Origin of the sequence: Martinezella rhizogenes (assembly GCF_007002745.1) — a bacterium.
Lineage (GTDB): Bacteria > Pseudomonadota > Alphaproteobacteria > Rhizobiales > Rhizobiaceae > Agrobacterium > Agrobacterium cucumeris.
Map to the genome: position 1 here is coordinate 196,758 of NZ_SGNY01000009.1, position 14,235 is coordinate 210,992.

A 14,235-nucleotide genomic window follows, 5' to 3' on the forward strand; every position below is an offset into this window, starting at 1 on the left:
AACCATGTCCGTGTCGTTACCAAGGGCGAGCCGGATTGCCATTCTCGGCACCTCGCTCGTCCAGCAGAACCATATTGGCGACGCCAGCTCGCTTGCCACATCGGCACGCGGCTGGATGAGCTGGGCCGAGGTCCTGTCGCATGGCAGGCTTTGCTGCCCGGTTCACCACGATCCATCCGTGCCGCCCGGCTGGGAGCCGAGCAACCGGCCCGGTGTCAGCCGGTTCTTTTCCGGCCTCAATTTCGGGGTCTCGGGCCAGAAGGCGGTCGAGATCGAGCGGCGATTGCCACGGTTGCTGCAATCGGATTTCGATCTCGTCATTGTCGATGCCGGCACCAATGACATGATGGTGGAAACGCGCCAGACGATTGCCGACACGCGGGCAAGGATTGCTTCGGCCCTGCTCGCCGCCGGCAAGACCGTGATCCTGCTTCCCATTCTGGCGCGAAGTATCGGGAAATGGCCCGCCGGTGGTGTGGAGCGAGCCAAGGCGCACTGGATAAACCGGCGAAGCATCGAATTTGCTGCAAACAACGCCAATTGCCATGTCTTCGACTGGAACGCCGCATGGGTCGATCCTGATAGCGAATTCGGCGAGCCATACCCGGGCTATTCTGATGACGGAACCCATTTTTCCATCGCCGGCGCCTTTGCCGTCGGAAAATTGCTGGCGGATTATCTCGAAACGATCGTGCCCCCTGCGCCTGCCCGGCTCCTGTCCAAAGATGATCGCTTCGATGCGGTAAACAATCCAGCCGGCAATCTCGCATCGGATCTTTCGGCCCGGATCGTTACCGAAACGGGTGAGCAGAACCATCGTCTCGGCGGGCAGCTTGTCCACCCCGGCACCGGCGTCTGGGTGGAAGCGATCTGCGACGTGCAGGTGCCGGCTCATGATGGCGTTCTGGGAATATCGCTGCGGCTGAAAGATGTCGCAGACGAAGGACAGGCCGTGACAGCGCTCGCACCGTTTCGTGCCGATGACGGCAGGCTCTTTTCCTTTCCGTCGGTACAGTGGCGAGCCGCGTTAAGGACCCCTCCCCTGAAACTGCGGCCGGGCAAAGCACCGCCTGAACTTTTTCTCGATGTGATCCTGCAGCCCGGTTCGCAACCGCTCGAGATCGATGTTTCCAAGATCGACATCCGCCCTATTTCAAATCCGGTGCGCGCATGAAACATTCTCAGACCAAACCACGCCTGCTGATCGCCATGCGCAGCGAGCTTCCGGAAGGTTTCTTCGGTTCGCGCGAGTGGGCGCGGCTGAATGCCATAACGGATATCATTCCGGGTTTTCCGCATACGGATTTCGACGCGGCGGAAGGTGCCGAAGCTCTCGCCGACGCCGACATTCTGCTTGCCGCCTGGGGTACGCCGTCCCTCACCCGCGAACGACTTTCACGCGCGCCACGGCTGAAAATGCTGGCCTATGCGGCATCATCGGTGCGGATGGTTGCACCCGCAGAGTTCTGGGAGACGTCCGATATTCTCGTCACGACAGCAGCCTCCGCCATGGCCGTACCGGTTGCCGAATTCACCTATGCGGCAATCATCATGTGCGGCAAGGATGTCTTTCGGCTGCGGGATGAACACAGGGCAGAGCGCGGCACCGGCGTTTTTGGCAGCAGGCGTGGCAAAAGCCTGGCCCATCTCGGCAATCATGCCCGCAAGGTCGGCATTGTCGGTGCCTCACGCATCGGGCGGCTGGTGATGGAGATGCTGGCGCGCGGCAAATTTGAGATTGCCGTTTACGATCCCTTTCTCTCAGCGGAAGAAGCAGCTTCCCTCGGCGCGAGGAAAACGGAGTTGGACGAGCTTCTGGCATGGTCCGATGTGGTCTCGCTGCATGCGCCGATCCTGCCGGAAACGCACCATATGATCGGCGCGCGCGAACTGGCGCTGATGGGCGATCATGCCATCTTCATCAACACCGCGCGGGGTTGGCTCGTCGATCACGAGGCATTGCTGGCCGAGGCGCTTTCCGGACGGCTGCGCATCTTGATCGACACGCCCGAACCCGAACCCTTGCCAATGGAAAGCCCGTTTTATGATCTGCCCAATGTCGTGCTCACCCCTCATATAGCCGGGGCGCTGGGCAACGAATTGCGTGCACTTTCCGATCTGGCCATTACCGAGATCGAACGCTTCGTGGCAGGGCTTGCACCCCTCCACCCGGTCCACAAGCAGGATATGGAGCGTATGGCATGAACGGTTCCAACTATTGTTTCTCGACCCTCGGCTGCTCCGAACTCAGCCTGCATGAGGCCGCCTATCTGGCAGAGCGCCATGGCATAACAAGCGTGGAATTACGCGCACTATCCGGCACCATAGATCTGATCGCCGCGCTCGTTGCCGAGTTCGGCACACCTGCCCGATTTGCGGCCTTCCTGACCGAACGCAACATCAGAATTGCCGCACTCAACACATCCATGCGGCTGTTCGGCAGCAGCAGTCTCTCCGAGCTCGCCCCCTTCATCGATTGGGCAGAAGCTGCCAACATCGCCTATCTGCGGATATTTGATGGTGGCAAAAAAATTGGGGCGGAGGAGCTGGATAGCGCAGCGGCGCTGCTGGACGAATGGCAGGGTCTGCGGCAATCACGCGGGCTGAATGTCGAGCTGATGATCGAAACCCACGATGCACTGGCCGATTTCGATCAGCTGCTCGCCTTTCTGGAATACGTGCCGACGGCCCGGATATTGTGGGATACCCATCATACATGGGCCCGGGGCAGCGATCTCAAAACCCTTTGGCACCAGATCGCAAAAAACGTCGTCCATCTGCACGTCAAGGACAGCACGACCGATAGAGACGGAAAACGACGCTACGTCTTGCCCGGCCAGGGCGACTTTCCCATCGAGGAACTGCTTTCGTTGCTCCAGCCGGACGAACGGAAAATTCCCCTCAGCCTCGAATGGGAACGCCACTGGCACCCCCAACTGCCACCACTGGAAGACGCGCTGAAGGCTGCGCGCCACTGGTGGCGACAAGGAGTTTCTTGATATGCGCATCGCCGAAATCCACCTCACTCCGGTCGCCATTCCCGACCGGCCATTGCTGAATTGCAAGGGTGTCCATCAACCCCATGCGCTGCGCACCATTATCGAAGTCATATGCGACGACGGCACGACCGGGCTTGGGGAAAGTTACGGAAGCATCAAGGCGCTGGACGGGTTGCGCCGCGCCGCGCCAGCCCTCGTCGGCTTGGACCCGTTTCATCTTCACGAACTGAAATCGCGTGTCATCTCGGCCTTGCCGGGCGGTGGCGGCATCAATGCCAAATCGGCTGTCGCCGATCACAAGCTGACGGATGTGGTTGCCTCGGCCTTCGAGGTCCCCTGCCTTGACATACAGGGCAAGCTGCTCGGCCGGCCGGTTTCAGACCTGCTTGGCGGCGCGGTTCGCACAAGCGTATCTTTCAGCGCCTATCTGTTTTTCAAATTTGCAGGCCATATCGGCGAAGCAGCGGATGAATGGGGGGAGGTTTTGACCCCTGACCAGATGGTCGGCGAAGCCCGGAAAATGGTCGACGCCTACGGCTTTCAATCGCTGAAACTGAAGGGCGGCGTGCTGCATCCCGATCTCGAGATCGAGACGATGCTGAAGCTGCGGCAAGCCTTCCCCCATCACCCCCTGAGGATCGATCCCAATGGCGGCTGGACGGTGGAAACGGCCATCTACATTGCCCGCAAGCTTGAAAATATTCTGGAATATCTCGAGGATCCGGTCATCGGCATGGACCAGATGGCGCAGGTGGCGGCCGCAACCTCAATCCCGCTCGCCACCAACATGATCGTTCTGGAATTCGACCAGATCGCCGACGCCTTCCGTAAAAATGCGGTGCAGATCGTGCTGTCCGATCACCATTATTGGGGCGGATTGCGCGCTTCGACCCATCTCGCAAAGACCTGCGAGACACTGGGGCTTGGTGTATCCATGCATTCCAATTCCCACCTCGGCATTACCCTTGCTGCAATGGTGCATGTGGCCGCCGCAACGCCGAACCTCAATTTCGATTGTGACACACATTACCCATGGACAGGCGTCGATGTGATCGAGGCCACCCCTTTCACATTCCGAAACGGTCGTCTGGATGTGCCGACAGCGCCCGGACTTGGTGTCAGCCTCAATCGGCAGAAGCTCACCGAACTTGCGGCTCTCTATGAGCAGACCGCGATGAAGGAACGCGACGACACAGCCTACATGAAGCTCTTCGACCCCGATTATGAAAGGCGTGTGCCGCGTTGGTAAGCCTGCATGGCCGGAACTCAAGTGGGCGATTTCTTCGCGCTTACGGCCAACCCCACGCCAGATCAGGATGATCGAAATGCCCCGGTGATGCGTCGAAGCACGGCATTCGCACTGTCGCCGGTAACCGTCGAAATCATCACGACATCCAGTTTCGGAAGTTCCGGCAGCACTCGGCTCCTGACCTGCCGCACACCGGCGGGGGCTGCACTTTGCGCCAGAAGTGCTATGCCAATCCCGGCTTCGGCCGCGGCTCCGACCGCCGTGGCACCGGTGCCGACAAATACTTCGCGCCAGGGGATATCCGCCGTCTCCAGCGCCCGAAGAGCCATGGCGCGCAAATTGCAGGGTTCGGGTTGAAGTACCAGCGGCAGCGGGGTGTTTGAAGGCAGATCAAAATCCGCGCTGCAATACCAGCCAAAGCTCTCCTGAAACAGAAGCTCGCCATCCCGGCGGATATCATCGTGCCGCAGCACGACAATCGCGTCGAGTTCTCCGGCGTCATAGAGGTCAAGCAGGGTTCGTGTGCCGGCCGTCCGAAGATGAAGCGTCACGCTTGTCTCGCGCTCGCTGACCACCCGAAGTATCCGAGGCAGGTCGGCCCCGATCAGATGATGGGTGACGCCGATCGCCAGACGCGTTGGCTCCTGCCCAAAGACATCAAGCGCACGACGACCGGCAGCGACATAGGCCCGTGCCGGCTCCAGAAAGCGTTCGCCTGCAGCCGTCAACCGCACGCGGCGTGGCGTCCGTTCGACGAGGCGATGCCCCAGCAGGTCTTCCAGCCGGCGCAAGCGCAGGGATATGGCCGCCTGCGTCGTATTCATCACGCCTGCAACCCGCGTGAACGACTGCAATTCGGCAACGAGAAGAAAAGCCTCGACGGCTTCAGGATCCAATGAGCGCATGGCTTGCATAACAAGCTGTTATCGCTGAAACTTGCAAGCTCGTAATTCTGTCGGTTGAACAGAAAGGTTACTGCACGAAGAACCTGATAGGAGCCTTTCGTGTCGTCACAGATTTCTTTGTCCTCGCCCACGTCCGCGACCGATCCCCGGATCTGGGCAGTCCTTGCCGTGGCGGTCGGAACGCAAACCGCAGGTTCATTCGTATCGCAGGGAATTTACATTCTCGTGCCCTTCTGGCGGGAAGCATTCGGGGTCTCCCTCGCATCTGCCTCGCTTGCCGTGACCGTCATGAACGGTGTGCAGATCGCGACAATGTTCATGCTCGGCCGTGCCATTGATATTCACGGTGAACGTCGCATCGTCGGCATTGCCATGCTCGGCATGGCTATCGCCATGGCCTGCGCTGCGGCATTCGCAGACAGCCTGCCCGCGCTGCTTGTTTGCATCGCGTTTCTTGGCGGCACCTATGCGGCCGTCCAACCGGGCGGCACGCGGGCGATCATGCGCTGGTTCCCGCCTGCCAAACGCGGCATAGCCACAGGGTTCAGACAGGCCGCCGTTCCCTTCGGAACAATGATTGCAGCCGCTCTCCTGCCGTTCATGGCGGTCCGTTACGGGTGGCATGCCGCGGCATGGCTTTGCGCCGGTATTTCCATCGCCGGCGCGGCGCTCTTCTGGGGGCTGTATCGTGAGGGGGGCGATTTGGCCGCCAAAACCGAGCGTCCACTGCCTTTGGCGAAACTCGTCCGCATCGTCGGACAGGATCGCAGCTTCTGGCCCGTCTTGCGGCTTGGCATCGCCATGTCCGCGTTTCAATTCACCCTGACCGCACACGCCATCGGCTTCATGGCGGATGGATTGAGCCTCGGCCTCTTTGTCGCTTCTTCGATGTTTGCTGCCACACAGCTTGCGGGCATTCCCGGCCGTATTCTGCTGCCATGGCTCAGCGATCGTTTCCGGCCCGGTCTTCGTGGCCAATCCTTTGGCCTCGTATCCGTCATTGCCGCTGGCGCGGCCACAATCCTGGCACTTCTTCCCGTCGGCACTCCGCCGCTGGTGATCCTCCTGGTGCTCATCATATTGGGGATATTCGGGATAGGCTGGTTTCCGCTTTATCTTCTGCAGATCGCCGAGAGCGCCCCGAAAGGTTCGATAGCATCGACAATCGCCTTCGCGTCCACGATCTGTCTGGCTGTCATGGCAATTGGCCCCTACATATTCGGGCTTTTGGTCGACGGTTTTGGTTATGGGGCAGCATGGGCTGTACTGATCTTGCCGGTGGTTGTGACGGCGCTGCCCCTGGCAATCTCGCTGCGCCCCTCGATCTCTCAGATCGGCTCATCGTGAACAAGCTGAACCAAGAGATCATTCGAGACGTCGCTGTGCTTTGACAGGGGACGAAGCAAGGGCCTTGCCCAAGAAGGCAAGGCAACTCCGCTGACGCGCACTCCACCTCATTCGGCCTTCGAAAGCATCCGTTGCTCCTCCGTCGCGGAAAGTGGGCCGCCGGCTTCGATAGACATCAGATAGGTGTCGATTGTCTCCTGTGAAGACGCCGGAACATAACCGTCAGCCCTGGGTGAAGACAGGGCGAGACGTGTCACCCATGCGCCATCAGAGCGGCAGGCAACGGCCAGGGTGTTTTCTTCCTGTCGTTTCAATTCGTATTCGCGGCAGAATACGCCGCGGCCATCGACAAAACTTGAGACGATGCGCAGCACTTCGGATTGACCGACTGCGACATCGCCGCCGGACGGTTGATGGTCCAGCGCAGCAGACAATGCATCCTTGACCGATGCGCCTGATTCAAGGCCGCTACGCCCGGCGACAAAACCGCCGAGACCGGTAATAATGGCGAGGACGGAGGCCGCAACCGGCATCAGCCAGCGCTGCCTGAGGTGGGATATTTCCGGCTTTTCCCGTCCGCGGAAAGCGATGACCTTGGCACCCTCTATATCGGCATTTTTCGCTTCGGCATCTTCAACCATCCGACGGACCGATGCAGCAAGCGCATCCGGCACCGGTTCATCGATCAAGGGTTTGATCGCCGAGGCTAGCGCCGTCCGCGTGTCGAGGAAAACGGCAAGGCGTTCGGCAAGCGCGTCATCCGTTTCAAGCGCGGTTTCAAGACGAAGGCTGGTCGCCTCGTCAAGTTCGCCATCGGCAAATGCCATCAATGTCTCGTCGTCAAAATGTTCAATGGTCATGCAACGCCGCCTTTCGTATCTGACGAACGTTTCTCGCCCAGACTTATTCCCGTCAGTTCCGCCAGATGTTTGCGGGCCCGCGCCAGCCGGCTCATGACCGTGCCTATGGGAATGGAGAGAACATCGGCCGTATCGCGGTAACTGAGCTCTTCGACGCAGACGAGAACCAGCACTTCGCGCTGCTCCTCCGGCAGTTTCTGCAGGGCCGCCACCACCTCCATCAGTTCCATGCGGGCATGCGTGGCCGCTTCTCCCGAAGGCACCGACACATCATGCGCTTTCTCGATTTCCTCCTGCGGACCAGCGGTCCGGGCACGGCGCAGATGATCGATCCAGAGGTTGCGCAGGATACGAAACATCCAGGCATCGAACCGGGTATCGGGCGCAAAACTGTCGGCAGCAACGATTGCCCGCTCGCAGGCGGCTTGCACCAGATCGTCGGCCAATTCGCGTGAATGGCAGAGCGAAATCGCAAATCGACGCAGGTTCGGCAGGAACTCGACCAGCCGCTGCGGCACTGTGGGCGTTTCATTCATCATGCGATTTGTTTGGCACGGAACGGAATAATCTGTCGAGCCAAACGTCTACCTGAGGTAACATTCCCACATATGTTCGGAATGTTTCGAGTGTAATTTCTACCGGAGATAGACATTTGTCGAAGACTGCACCGCTTCGTTTCCGTTTTTTTATCATTGTCCTCATCGCCGCCTTTTCGCTGGCCGCATTGCCGCTGCTGCAATCGGCGGGCATTGCTCCCGGTATTTCCGCAGCGCTGGCAGACGATGATGATGATGGCGGCAGCGATGACGATGATGGTGGCGGTAGCGGATATGGCAGCTCTTCCGGAGGGGGAGACCGCAGCAGCGACGACCGGCGTCCTCGCGGCGATCTGCGTTCGCTTTTTAGCTGGCCATTCCAGCGAACAGAGCGAAGACCGCCGCAGCGAAGGACCGTCGCCATTCCGGAACGCGCACCCGACAAAATCCTGGCGCTCGACCTCGACGATCCAGCGATTGCAAACCTGACGCAGGAAGGATTTGTCGTTGATGAACGAACGACCATAGCGCTTACCGGCAGTGAACTGGTCAAGCTGACGATACCACGGGGCATGACACTGGATAACGCGCGGCAGGCGGTCATCGCGACAGCTCCCTCGGCATCCGTGGATTTCAACCATTTCTATCAGCCGGAACAGCAGGATGCTTCTTCCTGTTCTGGTGATGGCTGCAGGCTGGTGAGGCATATGGTCGGCTGGCCTCTCGATGGTGGTCAGGAACGACCGGCAAGCTGCGCCGCGCCGTTGCCAATCGGCCTTATCGACACCGCCATAAATGCCGGACACGCATCGCTCGCTGACGCGGCAATTGAGGTCGTTCAGCTTGGTAATGGTGCGGAAGCACCATCGGGTGAACAGCATGGAACCGCAGTCGCCGCCCTTCTGGTCGGAGCCGCGGGCAGCCGTGCGCCCGGCCTCCTCCCCGCCGGCCACCTCGTGGCGATAGATGCCTTCCAGCGCTATCGCAAGACGGCAGATATTGCCGAAACATACGATCTCATCAAAGCGCTTGACGTACTCGCCGCCAGAACAATCCGGATCATCAACCTCAGCCTGAGCGGGCCCGCAAACACGCTGCTTGAAAAGGCGGTGCGCGCGACGATCGACAGGGGCACGATAGTGGTCGCCGCAGCCGGCAATGAAGGTCCGAACGCCAAGCCGGTTTACCCCGCCGCCTATGCGGATGTTATCGCGGTGACGGCCGTGGACAGAAGCATGAAGCCATATCGGCGCGCCGTCCGCGGCGAGCACATCGACATCGCAGCGCCTGGCGTCGGCGTGTGGACGGCCGCCTCCATTTCCGGCGGGAGGCAGAAGAGCGGCACGTCTTTCGCTGCGCCCTTTGTAACGGCGGCGGCCTCACTGCTGCTGGGCGCAAACCCGGACATGCGGCCGAACGACGTTGCAAATGCCCTGGCGCAGTCGGCAAGCGACATGGGCGCACCGGGCAAGGACACGATTTTCGGTTGGGGCCTGCTGAACGCACGAACCTTGTGCCAGAGTTGAGCCTGCCGGCCTCACTTTATTTTGCGTTATCCATGCAGCAGCTCTTATGAAAATGCCCGGCACGAGGCCGGGCATAAACGTCAGATCTTGATGGACGATATCAATCGTCATCATCATCGTCGTCGTTATCGCGGGAGCTGCCGCGGAACCCCCGCCATCCATCGTTGTCATAACGATAGTGGCGGTTGAAGCGACGGTCATCGTCATCGTCGTCGTCGCCATCATCCACCAAAACGATGTGAGAGTGCGCAAGAAGCGGTAGCTGCGGCTGTATCGGCGTGGCATATGCCGGCGATGCTGCAGCCGTGAAGGTTACCGTGGCAAACAGCGCCACGGCGCTTGCGGCAAAAATCTGCCTCATGACGTTTCTCCTTTCGTGTTTCATGTCGGTACCTGCAATGTCGGTACCCGACGAGGAACGCGGCGGACGCGGCTTTATTCCGCGCAAAGACAATTTCCTGAGGCCACCGCCTGCCCTCAAAAACTTGCCTCCGTCGGGAATATTCATCGTCATCGAACGTTCATAACAGGACACAGGGGGAAATTTGTGCCGCGCGGACGGCTCTCCCGATCCGAAACTGCCTTCTGATGACGGCGCGATGCAAAGGAGGCCACTGGTGGCGCATCTCATGTCCTTGCCCACGGCAAATCTGAAGAAAGACCTGCCGACAACCATCATGACCGAGGCTACGATTTCCGTGCGGCGCCTTAAACAGATTGTGGCGATGCTGCTGACTGCCTTCGCCGCCGTGTTGATCTTTCTGGCAATCGACGACCTGACAATGCCGATGCGGGCGACACTCTTCATCTTTTTGTCGGCCATCATCGCCTGGACGATCCTTGAGCTGCCTGAAACGCCGGTTGCCCTGACCGGGGCTATCGCGCTTGCCGTCGTCGGCGCGATACCGGAAAATCTGGTTTACCAGTCACTGGGCAATGACATCATCTGGCTTCTTCTGTCGGCCTTCGTAGTTGCCGGTGTATTACGGCACGTAGGTCTCATCGAGCAGGTAACGGCACGACTGATGCCCAGAATGCGCAGCATAAGCTCCATGTTCTGGATGCTGACATTTCTGACCTTCGCGACCGCCTTTATCATTCCTTCCACCTCGGCCCGGGCCGCCATTCTCATGCCGGTATATCTCGGATTGTCAGGCGCAATCGACAATAGCCGCATTTCCCGTGCCCTCGGGCTGCTCTTTCCCACGATCATTCTGCTTTCCGCCGGCGCATCGCTGATCGGCGCCGGGGCGCATCTGGTCGCTGCCGGGTTCCTGTCACGCCTCACCGGAACGCAACCGGATTTCATCGGCTGGCTGGTACTGGCCGGACCGTTTTCGCTCGTCACCTGCCTGATCGCCTGCGCCATCCTGTTGCATGTGTTTCTCACCAGAGAGGAACGCAACATGGCCCCGGAGAGCAAAGTAGGGCTGACGCGCAGCGCGCCCTTTTCCAGAGAGCAGATCATCGTCGCGGGTGTGGTCTTCTGCACCGTCCTGATGTTTTCCACCCATTCCATTCACGGTGTCGGAATGGCGCTGATCGGCATGGTGGCAGCTCTTGTCCTCTGCATGCCGAACGTCTCCGGCATGACATTGAAGGCAGCCCTGAAAACCGTTGAGTGGAACCTGCTTCTTTTCATGGCCGGCACGCTGGTCATCGGCGAAGCGCTGATCGAGACCGGCACGGCACAGATGCTGGCGGATCGGCTGGTGGCTGTGTTCCGCCAGAGCCTGATCACCGCACCTGTCATCGTCATCTCATTTGCGGTGATTGTCGCCACTTTTTCCCATCTGGTGATCACATCGCGCACGGCACGGGTCACGGTTCTCGTTCCCGCCTTTGCACTGCCACTGTCTGGTCTTGGCGTGGATTCGGCCGTGCTGGTGATGGTGGTGACACTGGCAAGCGGCTTTTGCCAGATGACGATGGTATCGGCAAAACCGGTCGTCCTGTTCGGTGGAATGGAGCCCGCAGCCTTCACTCAGGCCGACCTGCGCAAGCTTGGCTATTTCCTCCTGCCGCCCTTCATTTTCTTGCTCATCTTGTCGGCAATATTTCTTTGGCCGATGCAGGGTCTTTCGCAAAAAATCTAACATAAGCAACTAACTGCAATGAATTAAAGGTCGCGACATGCGACCTTTTTTATTTATCCGACTAATTTTTTTAATCGCTGGAATAAGCGCTGATCCGGCACGTTTCCCCAATGTCACATACTTGTCATGAAAGGATCCTCCCATGCCCTTCCGCGTTGTTGTTGCCCCCTCGGGCTTCAAGGAAAGTCTCTCAGCCGAACAGGCCGCCGATTGCATTGAAAAAGGTGTTCTGCGTGCATTTCCCGGCTCGGAGGTCGTCAAGGCACCCATGGCCGACGGTGGCGAAGGCTTTACCCGGGCATTGATCGGCGCCACCAATGGCACGATCCACCCGGTGACGGTGACCGGCCCGCTTGGACAACCTGTCTCCGCATTTATCGGATTTCTCGGTGGATGCCCCGAGCCGACGGCGGTCATCGAAATGGCCGCGGCAGCCGGCCTCAGCCTTGTCCCGCGTGATCGCCGCAATCCCTGCCTCACCACCAGCTATGGTGTCGGCGAACTCGTGCGCGCGGCACTTGACGGTGGCGCGAAGCGGATATTGCTCGGCTGCGGCGACAGCGGCATCAATGATGGCGGTGCCGGCATGGCGCAGGCGCTGGGCGTTCGACTGCTCGACGCCGCCGGCTGCGATCTCGACCGTGGCGGTGCAGCCTTGGCGAAGCTGAACCGCATCGATCTCGGCAACCGGGATCCACGCCTGTCCGGGGTGCGGATTGACGCCGCCGTGAACTGGCACAACCAGCTTCTCGGGGAGCGAGGTGTCGCCCGCGTTTTCGGGCCGCAGAAAGGCGCGACGCCGCAACAGGTGGAAGAGCTCGCTGCGGCGATGGACATCTACGCGGCACGCATCGAAGACGCCACCGGTCTTGATGTCGGCTCAGCACCAGGTGCTGGCGCATCGGGCGGACTGGGAGCGGCAGTGCTGGGCCTGCTCTGCGGCAAGCTTCATCCCCGCTACGATATCGTCATGCAATATCTCGATATTGATGATTATCTGCGTAACGCCGATCTGGTGATCACTGCCGAAGGAAGCCTCGACGGCCAGACCCCGTTCGGCAAGGTTCCAGCCGAAATCGCCCGCAGGGCCAAGGAGGCCGGCGTTCCCGTGGTTGCCCTTGCTGGTACGATCGGCAAGGGCGTAAGGCTTAATCTCGAATACGGTATTGATGCCTTCGCCTCGATATTGACCCGACCCTGCTCCCTGGAAGATGCGATATCATCGGCACCGAAGCTTCTGGCCCGCGCGGCAGAGGATGCCGTCCGGATGATCATGATCGGGACAACCTTGCGAATAAGGGGACGAGTTCGCGTTCCGTCCTCAATTGGAACCGGTATGCCTGAGGCATTCGCCGGCGCTCGCCCTTGAGCACGGAACCTCTCCCGATATCTCGCCTGAACCGGCGCTGCCAGACGTGTATCGAGGAATACGCGGCAGCGCCCGTGGGGGGAGGTGTCACGACGTTTTCTGGCTATTTCGCGCGCCATTGATGCTGTAACTCGCACAGGAAGGCCACACCTACCTGAGAACGTACGGCATATCATTGCTTTTGGTCTCCGTGGCGAATGGCGGGTTGAGATGACGTCCGGCACAGGGTATCAGATGCCCAGCCCCAAAGCGGGCCTTCCGCAAGCAACAAGGCGTATCCTGACATGATCCCGGACTTCCTCGTCACCCATTCCGGTGGCTTCCATGCTGATGAACTTCTGTCCAGCGTCGTGTTGACCCGGCTTTTTCCCCAGGCCCGCCTCGTTCGCAGCAGGGCAGCCGAATGGATCACACCCGGTCCGGACCGCATCATCTACGACGTTGGTGGCGCTTATGACCCAGCAGGCAGAATCTTCGACCACCACCAGCGCGGCGCGCCGTTGCGGGACGACGGCCAACCCTATAGCTCGTTCGGCCTGATCTGGAAGCACTTCGGCCGGGACTATCTTGCCGCCTCGGGCGTCCCGGAAGATCATATCGAAACCGTCCATGCCGCATTCGATACCAGCTTTGTGCTGCCGGTCGATCTGGTCGACAATGGCGCGCTCAGCCCTTCCGTCGCCGGGCCACTTGCTGGGCTAACGCTGCCTGTTTTGCTAGAAACCCTGAAGCCCGTTTTTGACGAGACAGATCCGGACGCGGACAATCGCAGTTTCCATGCGGCGCTCGCCATTGCCCGCAGCTTCATCGAGGCGAAGATTGCCAACAGTGCTGCAAAATTGCGGGCTGAGGCGCTTGTGAACCGGGCCATCGTGGATGCAGGTGAAGGGCATATTCTGGAACTGCCGGTGGGAATGCCGTTTCGGCCCGCCATCGTGAAGTCGGGCGCCGACCATCTGCTGTTTGTCGTTCACCCCCGCAACAGCGACTGGTGCCTGACCGGTATCCGTCGCGCCGATGAGGGCTTTGATCTACGGGCGGATCTGCCAGCCGCCTGGGCCGGTCTGACGGACAAGGATCTGGAAGCGGTGTCTGGCGTCGAAGGTGCGAGCTTCTGCCACAACGGCCGGTTTGTCGCAGCGGCCAAAACCCGCGATGCTGCGCTGGCCATGGCGGAGTTGGCGGTGAAAGAGGCTCTCTCCCTTGGCAAGGAGGCGACAGCGATAAAGTCGTGACTTAGCGGCCTGTCGCTGTCGCGTTATTCGCGCGCCAGCCGGCTGTTTTTGTGAAAAGGCTCCATCGGATATCGACAGGCGTAGACTTTGGTGCTCCAAGCAAAGGCGATACC

At 59.9% G+C, this 14,235-nt stretch carries 13 protein-coding genes; 9 read left to right on the forward strand and 4 right to left on the reverse strand.

Annotated elements, in window-relative coordinates; all coding sequences use genetic code 11:
• Positions 1-4 precede the first annotated feature (4 nt).
• From EXN68_RS22635 to EXN68_RS22650, 4 genes are read left to right on the forward strand one after another with little or no spacing between them, the layout of a single operon-like run.
• Positions 5-1,174: an SGNH/GDSL hydrolase family protein gene (locus EXN68_RS22635; protein ID WP_142842965.1), complete on the forward strand. Its 1,170-nt coding sequence runs from the start codon at positions 5-7 to the stop codon at positions 1,172-1,174.
• A complete protein-coding gene (locus EXN68_RS22640) occupies positions 1,171-2,205 on the forward strand; it encodes a hydroxyacid dehydrogenase (protein WP_161991456.1) in 1,035 nt (344 codons plus the stop codon). Before EXN68_RS22635 ends, EXN68_RS22640 begins: the two co-directional genes overlap by 4 nt.
• The gene (locus EXN68_RS22645; protein WP_142842966.1) at positions 2,202-2,999 is read left to right on the forward strand and encodes a sugar phosphate isomerase/epimerase family protein; all 798 of its coding nucleotides are present in this window, start codon (positions 2,202-2,204) and stop codon (positions 2,997-2,999) included. Before EXN68_RS22640 ends, EXN68_RS22645 begins: the two co-directional genes overlap by 4 nt.
• A 1-nt stretch (position 3,000) precedes the next feature.
• Positions 3,001-4,248: a glucarate dehydratase family protein gene (locus EXN68_RS22650; RefSeq protein WP_142842967.1), complete on the forward strand. Its 1,248-nt coding sequence runs from the start codon at positions 3,001-3,003 to the stop codon at positions 4,246-4,248.
• Positions 4,249-4,310: 62 nt separating this feature from the next.
• Here EXN68_RS22650 and EXN68_RS22655 read toward each other — a convergent pair whose 3' ends face one another.
• Positions 4,311-5,162: a LysR family transcriptional regulator gene (locus tag EXN68_RS22655; protein ID WP_142842968.1), complete on the reverse strand. Its 852-nt coding sequence runs from the start codon at positions 5,160-5,162 to the stop codon at positions 4,311-4,313.
• 90 nt (positions 5,163-5,252) lie between these two features.
• Here EXN68_RS22655 and EXN68_RS22660 point away from each other — a divergent pair, with 90 nt between their 5' ends.
• A complete protein-coding gene (locus tag EXN68_RS22660) occupies positions 5,253-6,500 on the forward strand; it encodes an MFS transporter (RefSeq protein WP_142842969.1) in 1,248 nt (415 codons plus the stop codon).
• A gap of 107 nt (positions 6,501-6,607) precedes the next feature.
• Here the strand turns inward: EXN68_RS22660 and EXN68_RS22665 are convergent, their stop codons facing one another.
• Complete coding sequence (locus tag EXN68_RS22665) at positions 6,608-7,360, reverse strand: anti-sigma factor family protein (protein WP_142842970.1); 753 nt, start codon at positions 7,358-7,360, stop codon at positions 6,608-6,610.
• Positions 7,357-7,899 (reverse strand): RNA polymerase sigma factor, encoded by a 543-nt coding sequence (locus EXN68_RS22670; protein ID WP_142842971.1) that lies wholly within the window; start codon positions 7,897-7,899, stop codon positions 7,357-7,359. Before EXN68_RS22670 ends, EXN68_RS22665 begins: the two co-directional genes overlap by 4 nt.
• A gap of 113 nt (positions 7,900-8,012) precedes the next feature.
• Here EXN68_RS22670 and EXN68_RS22675 point away from each other — a divergent pair, with 113 nt between their 5' ends.
• On the forward strand, positions 8,013-9,422 hold the full coding sequence (locus EXN68_RS22675) for a S8 family serine peptidase (RefSeq protein ID WP_237681447.1): 1,410 nt from the start codon (positions 8,013-8,015) through the stop codon (positions 9,420-9,422).
• Between the two features lie 100 nt (positions 9,423-9,522).
• Here the strand turns inward: EXN68_RS22675 and EXN68_RS27710 are convergent, their stop codons facing one another.
• Positions 9,523-9,936: a hypothetical protein gene (locus EXN68_RS27710; protein ID WP_142842972.1), complete on the reverse strand. Its 414-nt coding sequence runs from the start codon at positions 9,934-9,936 to the stop codon at positions 9,523-9,525.
• Between the two features lie 103 nt (positions 9,937-10,039).
• Here EXN68_RS27710 and EXN68_RS22685 point away from each other — a divergent pair, with 103 nt between their 5' ends.
• The 3 genes from EXN68_RS22685 to EXN68_RS22695 all read left to right on the forward strand — a co-directional run bounded on the left by EXN68_RS22685 (position 10,040) and on the right by EXN68_RS22695 (position 14,122).
• A complete protein-coding gene (locus tag EXN68_RS22685) occupies positions 10,040-11,518 on the forward strand; it encodes an SLC13 family permease (protein WP_237681448.1) in 1,479 nt (492 codons plus the stop codon).
• A 142-nt stretch (positions 11,519-11,660) separates the two neighbouring features.
• A complete protein-coding gene (locus tag EXN68_RS22690) occupies positions 11,661-12,887 on the forward strand; it encodes a glycerate kinase family protein (protein WP_142842973.1) in 1,227 nt (408 codons plus the stop codon).
• A 284-nt stretch (positions 12,888-13,171) separates the two neighbouring features.
• Complete coding sequence (locus EXN68_RS22695; protein ID WP_142842974.1) at positions 13,172-14,122, forward strand: MYG1 family protein; 951 nt, start codon at positions 13,172-13,174, stop codon at positions 14,120-14,122.
• Positions 14,123-14,235: the final 113 nt, after the last annotated feature.